The sequence below is a fragment of the Hamadaea tsunoensis DSM 44101 genome (assembly GCF_000428945.1).
Lineage (GTDB): Bacteria > Actinomycetota > Actinomycetes > Mycobacteriales > Micromonosporaceae > Hamadaea > Hamadaea tsunoensis.
On record NZ_AUAX01000003.1, the window covers coordinates 436,015 to 449,146 of the forward strand.

13 protein-coding genes are annotated in these 13,132 nt (G+C 70.5%); 9 read left to right on the top strand and 4 right to left on the bottom strand.

The window, feature by feature from the left end; genetic code table 11:
• Positions 1-93 precede the first annotated feature (93 nt).
• Both G401_RS0107000 and G401_RS0107005 read left to right on the top strand, forming a co-directional pair.
• Positions 94-975, top strand: coding sequence for a hypothetical protein (locus tag G401_RS0107000; protein WP_027341940.1), 882 nt, complete (start codon positions 94-96; stop codon positions 973-975).
• A 10-nt stretch (positions 976-985) separates the two neighbouring features.
• Positions 986-1,564 carry a hypothetical protein gene (locus G401_RS0107005; RefSeq protein WP_157545396.1) on the top strand — a complete coding sequence of 193 codons (579 nt, stop codon included), beginning with the start codon at positions 986-988 and terminating at the stop codon, positions 1,562-1,564.
• On the opposite strand, the gene G401_RS0107010 is transcribed toward G401_RS0107005, so the two are convergent.
• The gene (locus G401_RS0107010) at positions 1,561-2,106 is read right to left on the bottom strand and encodes an alpha/beta hydrolase (RefSeq protein WP_034590898.1); all 546 of its coding nucleotides are present in this window, start codon (positions 2,104-2,106) and stop codon (positions 1,561-1,563) included. The two genes, G401_RS0107005 and G401_RS0107010, sit on opposite strands and share 4 nt — an antisense overlap.
• 79 nt (positions 2,107-2,185) lie before the next feature.
• On the opposite strand from G401_RS0107010, the gene G401_RS0107015 reads away from it, so the two are divergent.
• The 7 genes from G401_RS0107015 to G401_RS44040 all read left to right on the top strand — a co-directional run bounded on the left by G401_RS0107015 (position 2,186) and on the right by G401_RS44040 (position 9,695).
• Positions 2,186-2,545 (top strand): hypothetical protein, encoded by a 360-nt coding sequence (locus tag G401_RS0107015; protein ID WP_027341943.1) that lies wholly within the window; start codon positions 2,186-2,188, stop codon positions 2,543-2,545.
• The gene (locus tag G401_RS56650; RefSeq protein ID WP_027341944.1) at positions 2,542-3,378 is read left to right on the top strand and encodes a hypothetical protein; all 837 of its coding nucleotides are present in this window, start codon (positions 2,542-2,544) and stop codon (positions 3,376-3,378) included. The genes G401_RS0107015 and G401_RS56650 overlap by 4 nt, the downstream gene beginning before the upstream one ends.
• 35 nt (positions 3,379-3,413) lie before the next feature.
• Entirely contained in the window at positions 3,414-4,955 is a 1,542-nt protein-coding gene (locus tag G401_RS0107025) for a cation:proton antiporter (RefSeq protein ID WP_027341945.1), read from the top strand.
• A gap of 279 nt (positions 4,956-5,234) precedes the next feature.
• Positions 5,235-7,799: an FtsK/SpoIIIE domain-containing protein gene (locus tag G401_RS0107035; protein WP_027341946.1), complete on the top strand. Its 2,565-nt coding sequence runs from the start codon at positions 5,235-5,237 to the stop codon at positions 7,797-7,799.
• Entirely contained in the window at positions 7,796-8,410 is a 615-nt protein-coding gene (locus G401_RS44035; RefSeq protein WP_034590899.1) for a hypothetical protein, read from the top strand. Before G401_RS0107035 ends, G401_RS44035 begins: the two co-directional genes overlap by 4 nt.
• A 16-nt stretch (positions 8,411-8,426) precedes the next feature.
• A complete protein-coding gene (locus tag G401_RS0107045; RefSeq protein WP_027341947.1) occupies positions 8,427-8,687 on the top strand; it encodes a hypothetical protein in 261 nt (86 codons plus the stop codon).
• Between the two features lie 108 nt (positions 8,688-8,795).
• Entirely contained in the window at positions 8,796-9,695 is a 900-nt protein-coding gene (locus tag G401_RS44040) for a hypothetical protein (RefSeq protein WP_051366297.1), read from the top strand.
• Here the strand turns inward: G401_RS44040 and folE are convergent.
• The 3 genes from folE to hpt all read right to left on the bottom strand — a co-directional run bounded on the left by folE (position 9,682) and on the right by hpt (position 13,092).
• A complete protein-coding gene (gene folE / locus G401_RS0107055) occupies positions 9,682-10,341 on the bottom strand; it encodes a GTP cyclohydrolase I FolE (RefSeq protein ID WP_027341948.1) in 660 nt (219 codons plus the stop codon). The genes G401_RS44040 and folE overlap by 14 nt on opposite strands.
• Before the next feature lie 11 nt (positions 10,342-10,352).
• Positions 10,353-12,368 (bottom strand): ATP-dependent zinc metalloprotease FtsH, encoded by a 2,016-nt coding sequence (gene ftsH / locus G401_RS0107060; RefSeq protein WP_027341949.1) that lies wholly within the window; start codon positions 12,366-12,368, stop codon positions 10,353-10,355.
• 151 nt (positions 12,369-12,519) lie between these two features.
• Positions 12,520-13,092, bottom strand: a complete 573-nt coding sequence (hpt, locus tag G401_RS0107065) for a hypoxanthine phosphoribosyltransferase (protein ID WP_027341950.1) — start codon at positions 13,090-13,092, stop codon at positions 12,520-12,522.
• Positions 13,093-13,132: the final 40 nt, after the last annotated feature.

The following is a 13,132-nucleotide window of genomic DNA, read 5'->3' on the forward strand; positions in this document are numbered from 1 at the left end:
TGAAGTATCGTCGCCCAATGCCGTAGATATGTGGGTCGGCCATCTGCTACACTGTGTCCCGGATTCACCATCCGTCCACGGGAGAGGCCCTAGATGCGCTCGTACGGCGAAGACTCCGAATACCCGGAAATCATTCGCGCCCGCTGGGCTGCCGAGCAGGATGCTCTCCTCCGGGCCATCGAGCATCAGGACGATGAACCACCCTCCCCGAGGTATCCCCGTGATCCTCGTCTTCCGAAGACGGAGAAGGTCGTTCGCATCGAGACCTTCGGCAGCGACGAGGCGCGCCGGGTGCATCGGCGGTCGCTGATCGTACGCCGTTTCGAGCGCGAGACCGCCCGGCAGATGTCGGAGCGGCGTTCGGGGTTGTTGCGGCGGGTGGAGCTGGTCAGCGAGGAGGTGGCGATTCTGCGGGGTCTGTTGCAGGGGGCCATCGATCGACGCGACGACGCTGTACGCGACGCGTACCGGCAGGGGTTGAAGCGGCCGGTGATCGCGGAGGTGGCCGGGGTGAGCACGGCGCAGATCAACAACATCACGAATGGGCGGTTCCCCGCGCGGCGGCATCGGGAGCCGGCCGCCACGCCGAAGCTGCCGGTACGCGATCCCATGCCGTTGGAACAGTTGGATGAGCTGGCTCATGCCCTCGCCTTGGAGGACGCGATCCAGGAAGAGGTGGCCCGGCAGGAGGCGGCGCGCGAACTGGCTTCCCGGCAACAGTACGGTCCACCTGGTACGCACAGGCAGCAAACCTCACGCGGCCAGGAGCCGACCGGCCCACACCAACAGGAGCCGGCCGCCCCCGACGAGCAGGCGTCGACGGAGTACCAGCCGAAAACCGTTCCTCCCCAGGAAGCCGCCCAGGATGAGCCGGTTCCCGGGGAGACGTCTCCCGACCGGCCTGCGCGGCGGAAGAAGTCCCGCCGGCGGAACCCGATTGTGGACGGTGGAGACGTGGCGGGCGTGGTGGCTTAGGGTCTGTGCCATGACTGCCCCGACCCCTCAGTCCGAGGCCTGGCTGGAACCGCCGGCCGCAGCCGGGCCGCCGCCCCCGACGTCTCCGTGGACGGTCGGATCCACGCCGATTCCGGATGGGGTGGTGATGTTCGGGGCGCTGCTGGTGCTCGGATTCTCGTTCGCACCGTTCGTCGAGTATTACCCCGGTACGCGCAGCGCACGTTCGGCGAACGCGTGGGAGTGGGCGCCCTTTCTGGCCCCGCTGACCTGGTTCGTCATCGTCGGCGGGCTGGTGCTGCTGGCGTTGGGATTGAATCACGCGCTGGCCGGCGATCGGAAGGTGTTCGGGTTCCGCACCAGTCAGCTACAGGTTGTCGTGGCGGCGTACACGGCGAGCATTCTGATGGGCTATGCGCTGGTCGAGAAGGACCAGTCCGCCTCCGTGAACGTGGACCTGCGCCTTGTCCAGTTGCAGGGCGGGCTGACCGTCACCGGCGCGTTCGCGTGGGGCGGCGTACTCATGGTGGTGGGGGCGCTGATCGCACTGGTCGGGGCACTGCTCAACGTGCTGCCGATGCCGGTGTTCCGCGATCGGACCGGCGGCTAGGACCACACTTCGTCGAGAAAGGACTCGACTGCCGCCGCGACCCGGCCCAGCACTTCGGCCGAGCGCGGAAGCGGCTCCTTCGGCAGGATCATGCCGTGGTTGGCGCCCGCGACCTCGAGGACGTGGGGGGTCAGCGTACGCGCGACCTCGCCGTCCCAGACCGGGTCCGCGGTGCCGCCGACCAGGAGGAACGGCGCCTTGGCACGGCGCAACGCGAGGATCGTCCACTCCTGTTCGAGGTGCGGCGTCAGCCAGATCGCGGGCAGTCCGCGGTCCGCGGCCAGGCCCGCCGCGTACGCGCCGAGCGACTTTCCGGCGATGACCGGTCGGGCCACCGCGAATCGGTCCAGCTCCGGCTCCACATGGGAGCGTACCCAGGCGGCGACGTCGTCCGCGTCGATGAAGTCGGGGATCACCCGGGGCCATTCAATGGCCAGCGTTCGCGCCTGTCTGCGCAGCTCAGCAGCCATCCAGACGTAGTTCAGCAGGGGCGCGTACGGCCCTTGGAAGGCGCCGGGCACAAGCACGATCCCGTGATCCATGAGCGTCAACGTACGCCTCCTCGATCAGGATATCCACAGGCCCTTGAAGGCCTCCGCCGGTCGCTCTAGCGTCGTTCGCATGAAGTCGTCTTCCCGGATCGACCTTCAGGGTGTACGCGACGCGGCGCAGACGCTGCGGGTCATCGGCGAGCAGCGGTTCGCCCGTGGCCTGGAGCTCTTCGAGGGGCACTGCGGCGGGGGCGCCCGATTCGGCCGGGGCAACCCGTCCGGTCCGGTGCGGACGGCGCGGCGGACCATGGACGCGGCCATCGTCGACGTCGTCGCGCTGGGACACCGGCAGGTGGTCGGCGCGGCGGCCCTGGCGACCACGCTGGAACTCGTCGCGGCCTCGCTCGCCGGGCGGGACGACGTCGAGGCCGGGCGGATCGGCGAGACGCTCCGCGAGGCGCTCGCGATCGTCCGGGACGGCCGGCCGTGACCGTCTGGCGGGATCAGGACGTTCCCCGGATGTGGCTCGCCACCCGGGGCGAGGGCACCTCGCTGGCCTGGGCGCAGGCGGCCGGATGGCAGTCCCTGGCCGATCATCAGCTGGCCGCCCTCTGCTCCCTGCGTACGGTGCGGGAGGTCTTGACCGAGGCCTGGCCGGCGGCCGGTGACGGGCTCGCTCAGCGCGTGACCGCACGGCTGGACGATCTCATCGCCACGACGGAGCGGCTGGTGGCCGTGGCCCACGCGAACGCGGCGGCGGCCCGCGACATCGTCGGCGAGCTGGCCGGCGCGCGGACGGATCTGGGCGGTGCGCAGGACGCGTGGGAGCGTGTGACGGGCGACTGGCCGCCGGAGTGGTGGGCCTCGATGGCCGCGCAGCTCAACACGGAGGCGCGGGAGCGCATGGAGCGCGCGGACGCCGCGGTCGCGGAGCTGGCGCGGGCCATCGTGGTGCCCGGTGGCCCGCCGCCTCCGCTCGACGACGTGCTCCCCGAGCCGGGGCCGTCCTACCTGCCGCTCGCGACCGACGAAGGCGCTTACCGACTGCCCGATCATGTCGCGGCGGACGAGGAGTCGGAGCCGGTCGCGGCGGCCGGCGGACCGGCTCGACGGCGGCGAACCGGTCGGCGGCGGGATTACGCCTGGGAGGTCGCCCGCGGCCCGGAGATGTTGGAGCGCCGGAGCAGCGGTGCGGCAGAGCAGCCGGAACGTACGGACGAGTCGGCGTGGGACTGGGTGGGGGATCCGGCCCTCTCCGCGATGCTGATCATGGTGCGGGACGCGGCGCTGGTCGACTTCTCGCTGCGACACGCCGACCTATAGGGCAAAGCGGACGGTCCCGCCGGGAGGATGGGGCCGTGGACCGCATCGAGCTGCTGATTCTCGCCGTCGCGGCGCTGCTCGTGGCGCTGCCGCTGGCCACCCGGCTCGACCTGCCCTATCCGGTGGTGCTGACGGTCGTCGGTGTCGCTGCCGCGCTCATCCCGAGAATGCCGGAAGTGGCGATCAACCCCGAGCTGATCCTGCCGTTCCTCCTGCCACCGCTGCTGTGGACCTCCGCTACGCGTACGGGGTGGGCGCATGTGCGGACGAATCTGCGGCCGATCCTCATGCTGGCGGTCGCCCTGGTCGTGGTCAGCGCCTTCGCGGTCGCCGCCGTGCTGACCCGGATGCTCCCGCAGGTTCCGTGGGCGGCCGCGTTCGCGCTGGGGGCCGCGTGCGCGCCGCCCGACCCGGTCGCCGCCACCAGCGTCGCCGGGCGGCTCGGCCTGCCGCACCGGATGGTCGCGGTGATCGAGGGCGAGGGGCTCGGCAACGACGCCACCGCCCTGACTCTGTTCAACACCGCCCTGGCGGCTGCGGCGGTCGGCAGCACGATCTCGTTCGCCACCGTCGGGCGGCAGTTCCTCGCGGCCTCCATCCTCGGCATCGGCGCCGGCCTCGTGCTCGGCCTGGCCGCCGGCAAGATCCTCGACTGGCTCAGCGACCCGATCCTGGCCGGCGCGTTCACCGTGGTCCTGCCGTTCGGCGCGTACGCGGCCGGTGAGGAGATCGGCGGTTCGGGCGTCCTGGCGGTGCTGGCGATCGGGCTGTTCCTCGGCAGCGCCTCCTACCGGGTGCTCGACGCGGAGTCGCGGCTGATCGGTTCGGCCTTCTGGGCCACGATCGACCTGCTGCTCACCTCGGTCGCGTTCATCCTCATCGGGCTCGAACTGCGTCCGGTGATCGCCGATCTCGGCGGCGACCTGTGGCCCAAGATCGGTATCGGGGTCGTGGTGACCGCCGTGCTGATGGGCGTACGCATGGCGTGGCTTCTGCTGGTGGGCCTGGTGGCGCAACGGTTCCTCAACAATGCCGTGCCCGCGAACTGGCGGGAGGCGACCGTGCTGGGCTGGGCCGGGATGCGCGGCGTGGTGACGGTGGCCGCGGCGCTGTCGCTGCCGGCCACGGTTCCCGCCCGCGGCACCTTGATCCTCATCGCGTTCGTCGTGGTGCTCGGCACCCTGATCCTGCCCGGCGCCACGCTTCCCTGGCTGGTACGCAAGCTCGGTGTGGGTACGGCGGACCCGGACGCGGCCCTGCGCGAAGTGGCCGTACGCGTCGTCGGCGCCATGAACGAGCGGATCACGGAGCTTCAGGCGGACGGCGATCTGGACGAGGACAGCGCGCAACGCTGGCGGGAACGGTGCCGGCGGATCGTGACGGCGGTCAGTCACAGCCCGGAGACCGAAAGCCTCATCCAGGAACGGGCGCGGTTCCGGCACATGCGCCGGGTCAACCTCGAACTGCACTCGGCCGCCCAGGCGGAGGCGCTGCGCATGCGGGCGGACGGCGACATAGATCCGTCCGCAGTGGAACGGATCTTGCATCTGATCGACCGGCAGATCGCGAACACGTGACCCGCCGACCAGATCACTGTTTCGGTCGGTTGGCCAGCCGGACGATCAGCACGACGCCGGCGACGACGGCCGTGGCGACGACCATGCAGCACAGCAGGGCGATCACGTGCCAGGGTTTCAGGGCCACGGCGTACCTCCTCGTCGGTGTCACACAGGCTAACGAATCGGGCATCGGACGCAGGAGTCGGCAACAGATCGGGAGGGGGCGCGCGGCGTGACACGCCGATGACTTCCGCGTGCGCTACCGTCTTGGCCGGAACAGATGGGAGGCGGTCCAGCGTGCCGGAGGCGAGCTCACCCCTCGATCAGGCGGCCGGCCTGCATCGGCACGCCGCTGCCGTGGTGAGCGCCGCGGCCACCGCTCTGGACGGGTACCTGCCGTTACCGCGTACCGACATCGCCGAGCAGCACGAGCTTTCGGAACGGTTACGGGCGGCGGCCGCGGCACTGGCACCGGGCTGGCTGGGTCAGCAGCTCGACGCCCTGCCCGCCAGTACGCCGCTCGGCGGCCAGCGGCGACCGGAGTACGTCCGGATCGGCACCGCCCAGCCGCTCGACGACGCCCGGTTCCCGATGCTGGTGCCGCTGCTCGGCGTCGGACACGTGACGATCTCGGCCGACGCCCGGGACGCCCGCGTGGTCGGGCTGCTGCGCAGCATGGTGCTGCGGCTGTTGGCGACCGCGCCGTCGGGGACGCTGATCGTGCGTACCGTCGATCCGCACGGGCACGTCTTCGGGCCGTTCACCGGGTTGGCCGAGGCCGGTCTGATGCCGGAGCCGGTGACCGACCGGGACGGCTTGCGGGCCGTGCTGGCCGAGGCCGAGCACTGGGTACGCCCCAGCCGCCCCGAATCCGATCCGCAGGGCGCCAAGGAACGCAAGGCGAAGCCGCGCCGGCGCGATCGGTGCATGCTGCTCGTGATCGCCGGTCTGCCGAGTCTCGTCGACGGTGCCGACCTGGCCCGGATCGCCGACCTCGCGCGTACCGGGCCGACGCACGGGCTGCACATGGTGATCGCTGGCTGGCCGCCGGCGCCGCTGTCCCCGGAGACGACGCAGGACCGGCTGCCGCTCGCCACCGAGATCTCCGTCCGCAATCCGCACGTCCTCGTCGGCAATCCGCCCGGTGCCGCGCTGAGCAGCGGGCGTGAATCGTTCAACGTGCCGGTCTACCTCGACCCCGAGCCGCCGCGGGAACTCGTCGAGCGGGTCTGCCAGGAACTGGGCGCCCAGTACGCCCAGCAGGGCGCCGTCCACCTGCTCGACCTGCTGCCGGATCCCGATCACGGCTGGTGGGCCGAGTCGTCGGCGGGCGGGTTGAGCGTGACCGTCGGCATCTCCGGTGACACGCCGATCAGCCTGCACTTCGCCGACCTGACGCCGCACTGGCTCGTCGGCGGCCGGTCGGGCGCGGGCAAGACCGCCTTCCTCATCGACGTCCTCTATGGACTCGCGACCCGGTACGACCCCGAGGAACTGGCCTTCTACCTGCTGGACTTCAAGGAGGGCGTGTCGTTCTCGGAGTTCATCCCGACCCCGCGCGACGGCAGCTGGCTGCCGCACGCCCGTGCGGTCGGCGTCGAGAGCGACCGCACGTACGGCCTGGCGGTGCTGCGGGACCTGGACGCTGAGATGACCCGGCGGGCCGAGCTGTTCAAGGCGAACGGCGTCTCGCGCTATGTCGACCTGCGCAACCTCGGCGAGTCGCTGCCGCGCATGGTATGCGTGATCGACGAGTTCCAGGTGCTGCTGTCCGGCAGCGACCGGATCGCGACCGAGGCGGTGGCGCTGCTGGAGTCCGTGGCGCGCAAGGGCCGTTCGTTCGGCATCCACCTGATCCTCGCCAGCCAGACCGTACGCGGCATCGAAGCCCTGTACGCGAAGCGCGACTCCATCTTCGGCCAGTTCCCCGTACGCGTGGCGCTGCCCGGCGGGGCCGATGTGCTGGAGCCCACCAACGAATCGGCCGCGACCCTCCAACTCGGTACGGCGATCGTGAACACGGCCGGCGGCCTCGGCGGACCCCGGGGTTCCCGGCGCGCCCACGAGAAGCTGGTGCGGTTCCCCGATCCGCACGCCGACCAGCAGATCCTGACCGCCCTGCGGCAGCGGCTGTGGCAGGCGCGCGACGAGCACGACGAGCCGCCCATCGTCTTCTCCGGGTACGCCGCCCAGCATCTCGACGACGATCCGCTCTACCAGCAGCTGCTGGCCGACGGGCCCGGTCAGCACCGGCCGGCCGCCCTGCTCGGACGGCAGGTCGACGTGGCCATGTCGACGGCCGTGTTCGGCCTCGAACCAGGTCCGGGCCGGCATCTGGCCGTGCTCGGCCCGTCCGGCGAGGGTGCAGACGTCCTGGAAGCGGCCGTACGGTCGCTGGCGGCGCAACACCGTCCCGGCTCCGTACGCTTCGCCCTCGCCCCGCTGGTCGGCGACGTCACCCCGCTCGCCGAGGAGTTGACGAAACAGGGCCACGACGTCGTGATCACCGACAAGCCGGCCCTGCCGGATGAGATCGCGCACGTCAACGCGTACCTCGTGGTGTGGGGCATGGACGCGGCGAGCGGGACCGACGTACGCGGCCTGCTCCGCGACGGGCCCGCCCGGGGCGTGCACCTGCTGGCCTGGTGGCGGCAGTTGCGCCGGTTCAGCGAGGACGTGGGCTTCTCCGCGGGCCGGGAGGACGTCGCGGGCCTGGTGTTCCTCAACGTGCCCGCGCCGGACATCTCGCTGCTGCTGGGCGAGTCGGTGGAATGGCAGGCGCGCAAGGGCCGCGCCCTCTACTACGACCGGCACGCCGACGGCGCCCGGATCATCGTCCCGTTCAGCGGGAGGACCGCATGACCGGCCCCTGGCAGGAATACCTGGAGGCGGCGCACCGCCTCGACACCGTGCGGCGGGACGCGGCGACGACCGCGGCGGCCGAACAGGCGGCGCTACGGGCGGCGCGCGAGGAGGTGCCGGCCGTGCGGGCCCGGCTCGCGCTGCAGCAGCAGCGGCTGGCCGAGGCCGCGGTGCGGATCGGCAGCCCTGTACCGGACCTGACGCCGGGGCCCGCCGACACCGCGGCAGCCGAGCGCGCGGTCGCGGGCGGCCCGCCGGTCGTGCTCGCGGCGCTGCGGCAGGCGAAGTCCACCGTCGACGTCGCGGACGCCGCGCTGGCCCAGGCCCCGACCGCCCCGCCGTCGGCGGTCGGCCGCAATATCGCGATCTACGGCGCGCTGGCCGGGCTGACGCTCGTCCTGCAGGTCATCTTCCTGTTCCTCGTGGACCCGCATCATCGGGCGCTGTACGCCGGCTGCACCGGTTTCCTCATGACCCTGCTGAGTTTCAGCGTGGGGTGGATCGTCACCGGCGTCGTGAGCCGCACGCGTACGGCCTTGCTGGGCTTCGTGGTCTGTGCCGCCCCGTTCGTGCTGTCCCTGGTCGTGTACACGTTCCTGAACCTTTCCTGAGCCCCGAGGTGAGCTGATGAGCAGCGTCGAAGAGGTCAAGCTCCGGATCGCGGCCACCGTCGGGCAGACCAACGAGGCCCTGGTGCGGCTGCGCGCCGTCGGCCAGTCGTTCGACGAGGCGCTGGCCGTGCTGCGGCTGACCGCGGCGGGCAGCGTACATCCGGTGCTGCTGGATGCCGTGGTACGCCTGGAGCAGGCCCGGGAGAAGGTCAACGAGGCGCACACCCTGGCCGTCGGCGCCATCGCGGACGCGGACGCCTGGCGGGCCACCGCCTAACAGATCCACTCCTCCGGGACAACTTCGTCCACAGGGGATACTCCCGCCACGATGTGACGTCATCCACAAGCATTGATGTATGGATGGCCGTTCCGGCAGTGTTCTCGCATGGCGTTGGAGTGGAGCCTGTTCCGGGGCACGACGGCGATCGAGGACGGCCTGATCACCGCGGCCGAACTGACGACACCGGCCTGGCGGCGGCTGCGCCGCGACGTCTACGTCGATGCCCGGGTCGAGCTCGACCACGGGCTCGCCTGCCACGCCGTCGCCCTGTCGCTGCCCGAGGACATCTGCTTCAGCGGGCGGTCGGCGGCGTACCTCATCGGGATCGGGTTCGCGGCCGGCTTCGCCGACGCCGTCACCGTCGTCCGGCCGCCGGGACACCGCCTCGCCGCCCGGCCCGGCGTCGAGGTCAGCGTCGCGGATCTGTCCACAGACGACATCTGGGAGATACGCGGGCTCCCGGTCACGTCGCCGGCGCGTACCGCGTGGGATGTGGGTGCCCGGTTCCCGGCCCGGCAGGCGGTTCCGCTCATCGACGCGCTCCTCGCCCGGCATTTCGTGGTCCCCGCCGAACTCGACGCGTACGCGCGGGCGAACCTGCGCCGACGGGGCTGCCGCCGGGCCCAGCACGCCTTCGGACTGGCCGACGCGGGCGCGCGTACGCCGGAGGAGTCGCTGCTGCGCATCGCGGTCATCGAGGCCGGACTCCCCCGCCCCACCACCCAGTACGCGATCGACGTGCCGGGCGGGGCGGCGTACCACGCCGATCTCGGGTGGCCGAGGTATCGGGTGGCGCTGGATTACCAGGGCCACCCCGGTCCGCCGCGCGACCCGTACCGGTGGGACAACGAGACCAGCCGGCTCGTCGGCCGGGCCGGCTGGCAGGTCATCGCGGTACGGCAGCTCCCCGAAGACCTGCCGGCCGCCCTACGGGAGACGAGGGCGGCCCTGCACGGCCGGGGCTGGCGAGGTGGAACTTCCGATGACGGCGTCAGCGCGCGTTGATGAGAGACAGCGCCTCGCTGCGCGTCTTCGTCTCCGTCTTGAGGATGCCGCGCACCGCGCTGGTGATCGTGCGCGCGCCCGCCTTGCGGATGCCCCGCATCTCCATGCACATGTGCTCGCATTCGAGCACCACGATCACGCCGCGGGCACCGAGCTGGTTCTCCAGCTGGTCGGCGATCTGCGAGGTGAGGCGCTCCTGCACCTGGGGACGGCGGGCGTACACCTCGACGAGGCGGGCCAGCTTGGACAGGCCGGTGATGCGGCCGTCGTCCGCCGGGATGTAGCCGATGTGCGCTACGCCCTTGAACGGGAGCAGGTGATGCTCGCAGAGCGAGAACACCTCGATGTCCCGGACGAGGACCAACTCCTCGTGGTCGGCCTCGAAGGTCGTCCGCAGCACGTGCCGCGGATCGACCCGCAGGCCCGCGAAAAGCTCGGCGTACGCGCGGGCGACCCGGGCCGGCGTCTTGACCAGCCCGTCCCGGTCGGGGTCCTCGCCCAGCGCCAGCAGGATCTCGCGGACCGCCTTCTCGATGCGGCCGAGGTCGACCACGTTCTCGACGGGCGCGCCGCCGAGCGAGCCGTCGACGAGACGGGCCGCGAGAAAATCCAGTTCCCTGGACTCCCGCGACCCGCCGTCGTTCAAATCTTCGACGTTCAGTTCGATCCCTCGATCAGCGTCGTACCGGCGCCCTCGACCGCCGCACCGGTGGTGGTGGAGGCGGCCGAGCCGGGCGAACCGGCGGCGGCGCGCTCGGCAGCGGTCTGCACCGGCGGGAGATCCGACGGCGTCCGCTTGCCGAAGCCGTTGAACGGAGCCATCGGCGGGCGCTTGACGACCCGCGCGCAGATCCGGTTCATGTCGGCCGTGGAGAGGGTCTCCTTCTCGATCAGCTCGAGAACGATGTTGTCCAGCACGTCCCGGTACTCGACGAGAACGGCGTACGCCTCGTCGTGCGCGAGTTCGATGAGGTTGCGCACCTCGGCGTCGATCTCGGCGGCGACCCGGTCCGAGTAGTCCTTCTCATGGCCATAGGTGCGCCCGAGGAAGGGTTCGTCGGAGTTGGAGCCGTACTTGACCGCGCCGAGCTTGGCGCTCATGCCGTACTGCGTGACCATCGCGCGGGCGATCGAGCTCGCCTTCTCGATGTCGTTGCCGGCACCCGTGGTGGGCTCGTGGAACACGAGTTCCTCGGCGGCCCGGCCACCCAGCGCGTACGCGAGGGTGTCGATCATCTCGGCGCGCGTCTGCGTGTACTTGTCCTCGACCGGCAGGACGAGCGTGTGCCCGAGCGACCGGCCGCGCGACAGGATGGTGACCTTGTGGACCGGTGCCGAGTTCGGCATCGCGTGCGCCACCAGAGCGTGCCCGCCCTCGTGGTACGCCGTGATCTTCTTCTCGTGGTCCGACATGACCCGCGTCCGACGCTGCGGACCGGCCACGACGCGGTCGATCGACTCCTCGAGGAAGTCGTTGGTGATCGCGCGCTTGTCGTTGCGGGCGGTCAGCAGGGCCGACTCGTTGATCACGTTCGCCAGGTCGGCGCCGGTGAAGCCCGGCGTACGCCGGGCGACCGCGTCGAGGTCGACGTCGGGCGTGAACGGCTTGCCCTTGGCGTGCACCCGCAGGATGGCCTTGCGGCCCTCCATGTCCGGCGTGTCGACCGCGATCTGCCGGTCGAAGCGGCCGGGACGCAGCAGCGCCGGGTCCAGGATGTCGGGCCGGTTGGTCGCGGCGATCATGATGACGCCGCCCTTCGCGTCGAAGCCGTCCATCTCGACCAGCAGCTGGTTGAGGGTCTGCTCACGCTCGTCGTGACCGCCGCCCATGCCGGCGCCGCGGTGGCGGCCGACGGCGTCGATCTCGTCGACGAAGACGATCGCCGGGGCGTTCGCCTTGGCCTGCTCGAACAGGTCCCGGACGCGGGAGGCGCCGACACCGACGAACATCTCGACGAAGTCCGAACCGGAGATCGAGTAGAAGGGGACGCCCGCCTCGCCGGCCACGGCCCGCGCCAGCAGCGTCTTGCCGGTTCCGGGCGGGCCGAACAGCAGCACGCCCTTCGGGATCTTCGCGCCGAGAGCCTGGTACTTGGCCGGGTTCTGCAGGAAGTCCTTGATCTCGTGCAGCTCCTCGACGGCCTCCTCGGCACCGGCCACGTCCGCGAAGGTGGTCTTCGGGGTGTCCTTGCTGACGAGCTTCGCCTTCGACTTGCCGAAGTTCAGTACGCGCGATCCGCCGCCCTGCATCTGCGACATCATGATGAAGAAGAACAGGACGATCAGGAGCAGCGGCAGGAACGAGAAGATCAGCGACGTGACCCAGCTGTCCTGGGTGACCTCGGTGTTGTAGCTGCCGCCGTCGGCGTACTTGGCGTTCTGGACGGCCTTGAAGACGTCGTCGCCCGCGGCACCCGGGTAGTTGGCCTGGATCTTGTCAGTCTCGACCGAGCCGAACTTCTGCTTGGACGTCAGATCGAGTTGGAGCGTCTGCTCCTTGTCCTGGATCAGGACCTTCTTGACGTTCCCGGAGTTCAGCTGGGCAAGCGCGACCGAGGTATCGACGTCGCGGTACGTCCCCGAGTTCGTGGAGGTCACGTAGACGACCGCGATCGCGGCCAGGACGAGTACGACCCAGAACCACGGGCGCTTATAAAAGGGGAGTCGCTCCATACCTTTGTTGTCGGGCGCGGAGCGCCCGAAACCTCCCGATCGATACGTAGGCCGTCAGGTCACTTGACGGTACACCGTTGATGTCACGAATGCCGCAGCAGCGCGCCCCTGTGAATACGCTGAGAGACGCGGAGCCGACGTTCCGTACTCGCTATCTCTGGTATACCTCGGGCTTGAGAACACCGACATACGGCATGTCGCGGTAGCGCTCGGCGTAGTCGAGTCCGTAGCCCACCACGAACTCGCTGGGGATGTCGAAACCGACGTACTTCACCGGGACGGTCACCTTGACCGCCTCGGGCTTGCGCAGCAGCGCCACGACGTCGACCGACGCGGCCGAGCGCGACTGCAGGTACTTCAGCAGCCAGCTGAGCGTGAGACCGGAGTCGACGATGTCCTCGACCACGATCACGTGCTTGCCGGCGATGTCCCGGTCGAGGTCCTTCAGGATGCGTACCACCCCGCTGGAGGTCGTGCCCTGGCCGTACGAGGAGACGGCCATGAACTCCAGCTCGGCGGGCGGGCCGAAGCGGCCCAGGGCCCGGGCGAAGTCCGCCATGAACATGACCGCGCCCTTCAGTACGCAGACCAGCAGCACGCTGTCCGCCTGCGCGTAGTCGGCCGCGACCTGCTTGGCCAGCTCTTCCGTCTTGGCGCGGATATCGTCCGCCGAGACGATCACTCGGTCGATGTCGTTGTCATACCACCCGGGCAGCTCAGCCATGACATACAGCGTAGTTGGCGGCCGGCGGCCCGGAGACCGG

Excerpts from the sequence above, each read along its gene's own strand:
- G401_RS0107015 (WP_027341943.1), top strand. The coding sequence starts at position 2,186 with ATGAAGTCGTCTTCCCGGATCGACCTTCAGGGTGTACGCGACGCGGCG.
- ftsH (WP_027341949.1), bottom strand. The coding sequence starts at position 12,368 with ATGGAGCGACTCCCCTTTTATAAGCGCCCGTGGTTCTGGGTCGTACTC.
- G401_RS44035 (WP_034590899.1), top strand. The coding sequence starts at position 7,796 with ATGACCGGCCCCTGGCAGGAATACCTGGAGGCGGCGCACCGCCTCGAC.
- G401_RS0107005 (WP_157545396.1), top strand. The coding sequence starts at position 986 with ATGACTGCCCCGACCCCTCAGTCCGAGGCCTGGCTGGAACCGCCGGCC.
- G401_RS0107045 (WP_027341947.1), top strand. The coding sequence starts at position 8,427 with ATGAGCAGCGTCGAAGAGGTCAAGCTCCGGATCGCGGCCACCGTCGGG.
- G401_RS0107010 (WP_034590898.1), bottom strand. The coding sequence starts at position 2,106 with ATGGATCACGGGATCGTGCTTGTGCCCGGCGCCTTCCAAGGGCCGTAC.
- G401_RS44040 (WP_051366297.1), top strand. The coding sequence starts at position 8,796 with ATGGCGTTGGAGTGGAGCCTGTTCCGGGGCACGACGGCGATCGAGGAC.
- hpt (WP_027341950.1), bottom strand. The coding sequence starts at position 13,092 with ATGGCTGAGCTGCCCGGGTGGTATGACAACGACATCGACCGAGTGATC.
- G401_RS0107000 (WP_027341940.1), top strand. The coding sequence starts at position 94 with ATGCGCTCGTACGGCGAAGACTCCGAATACCCGGAAATCATTCGCGCC.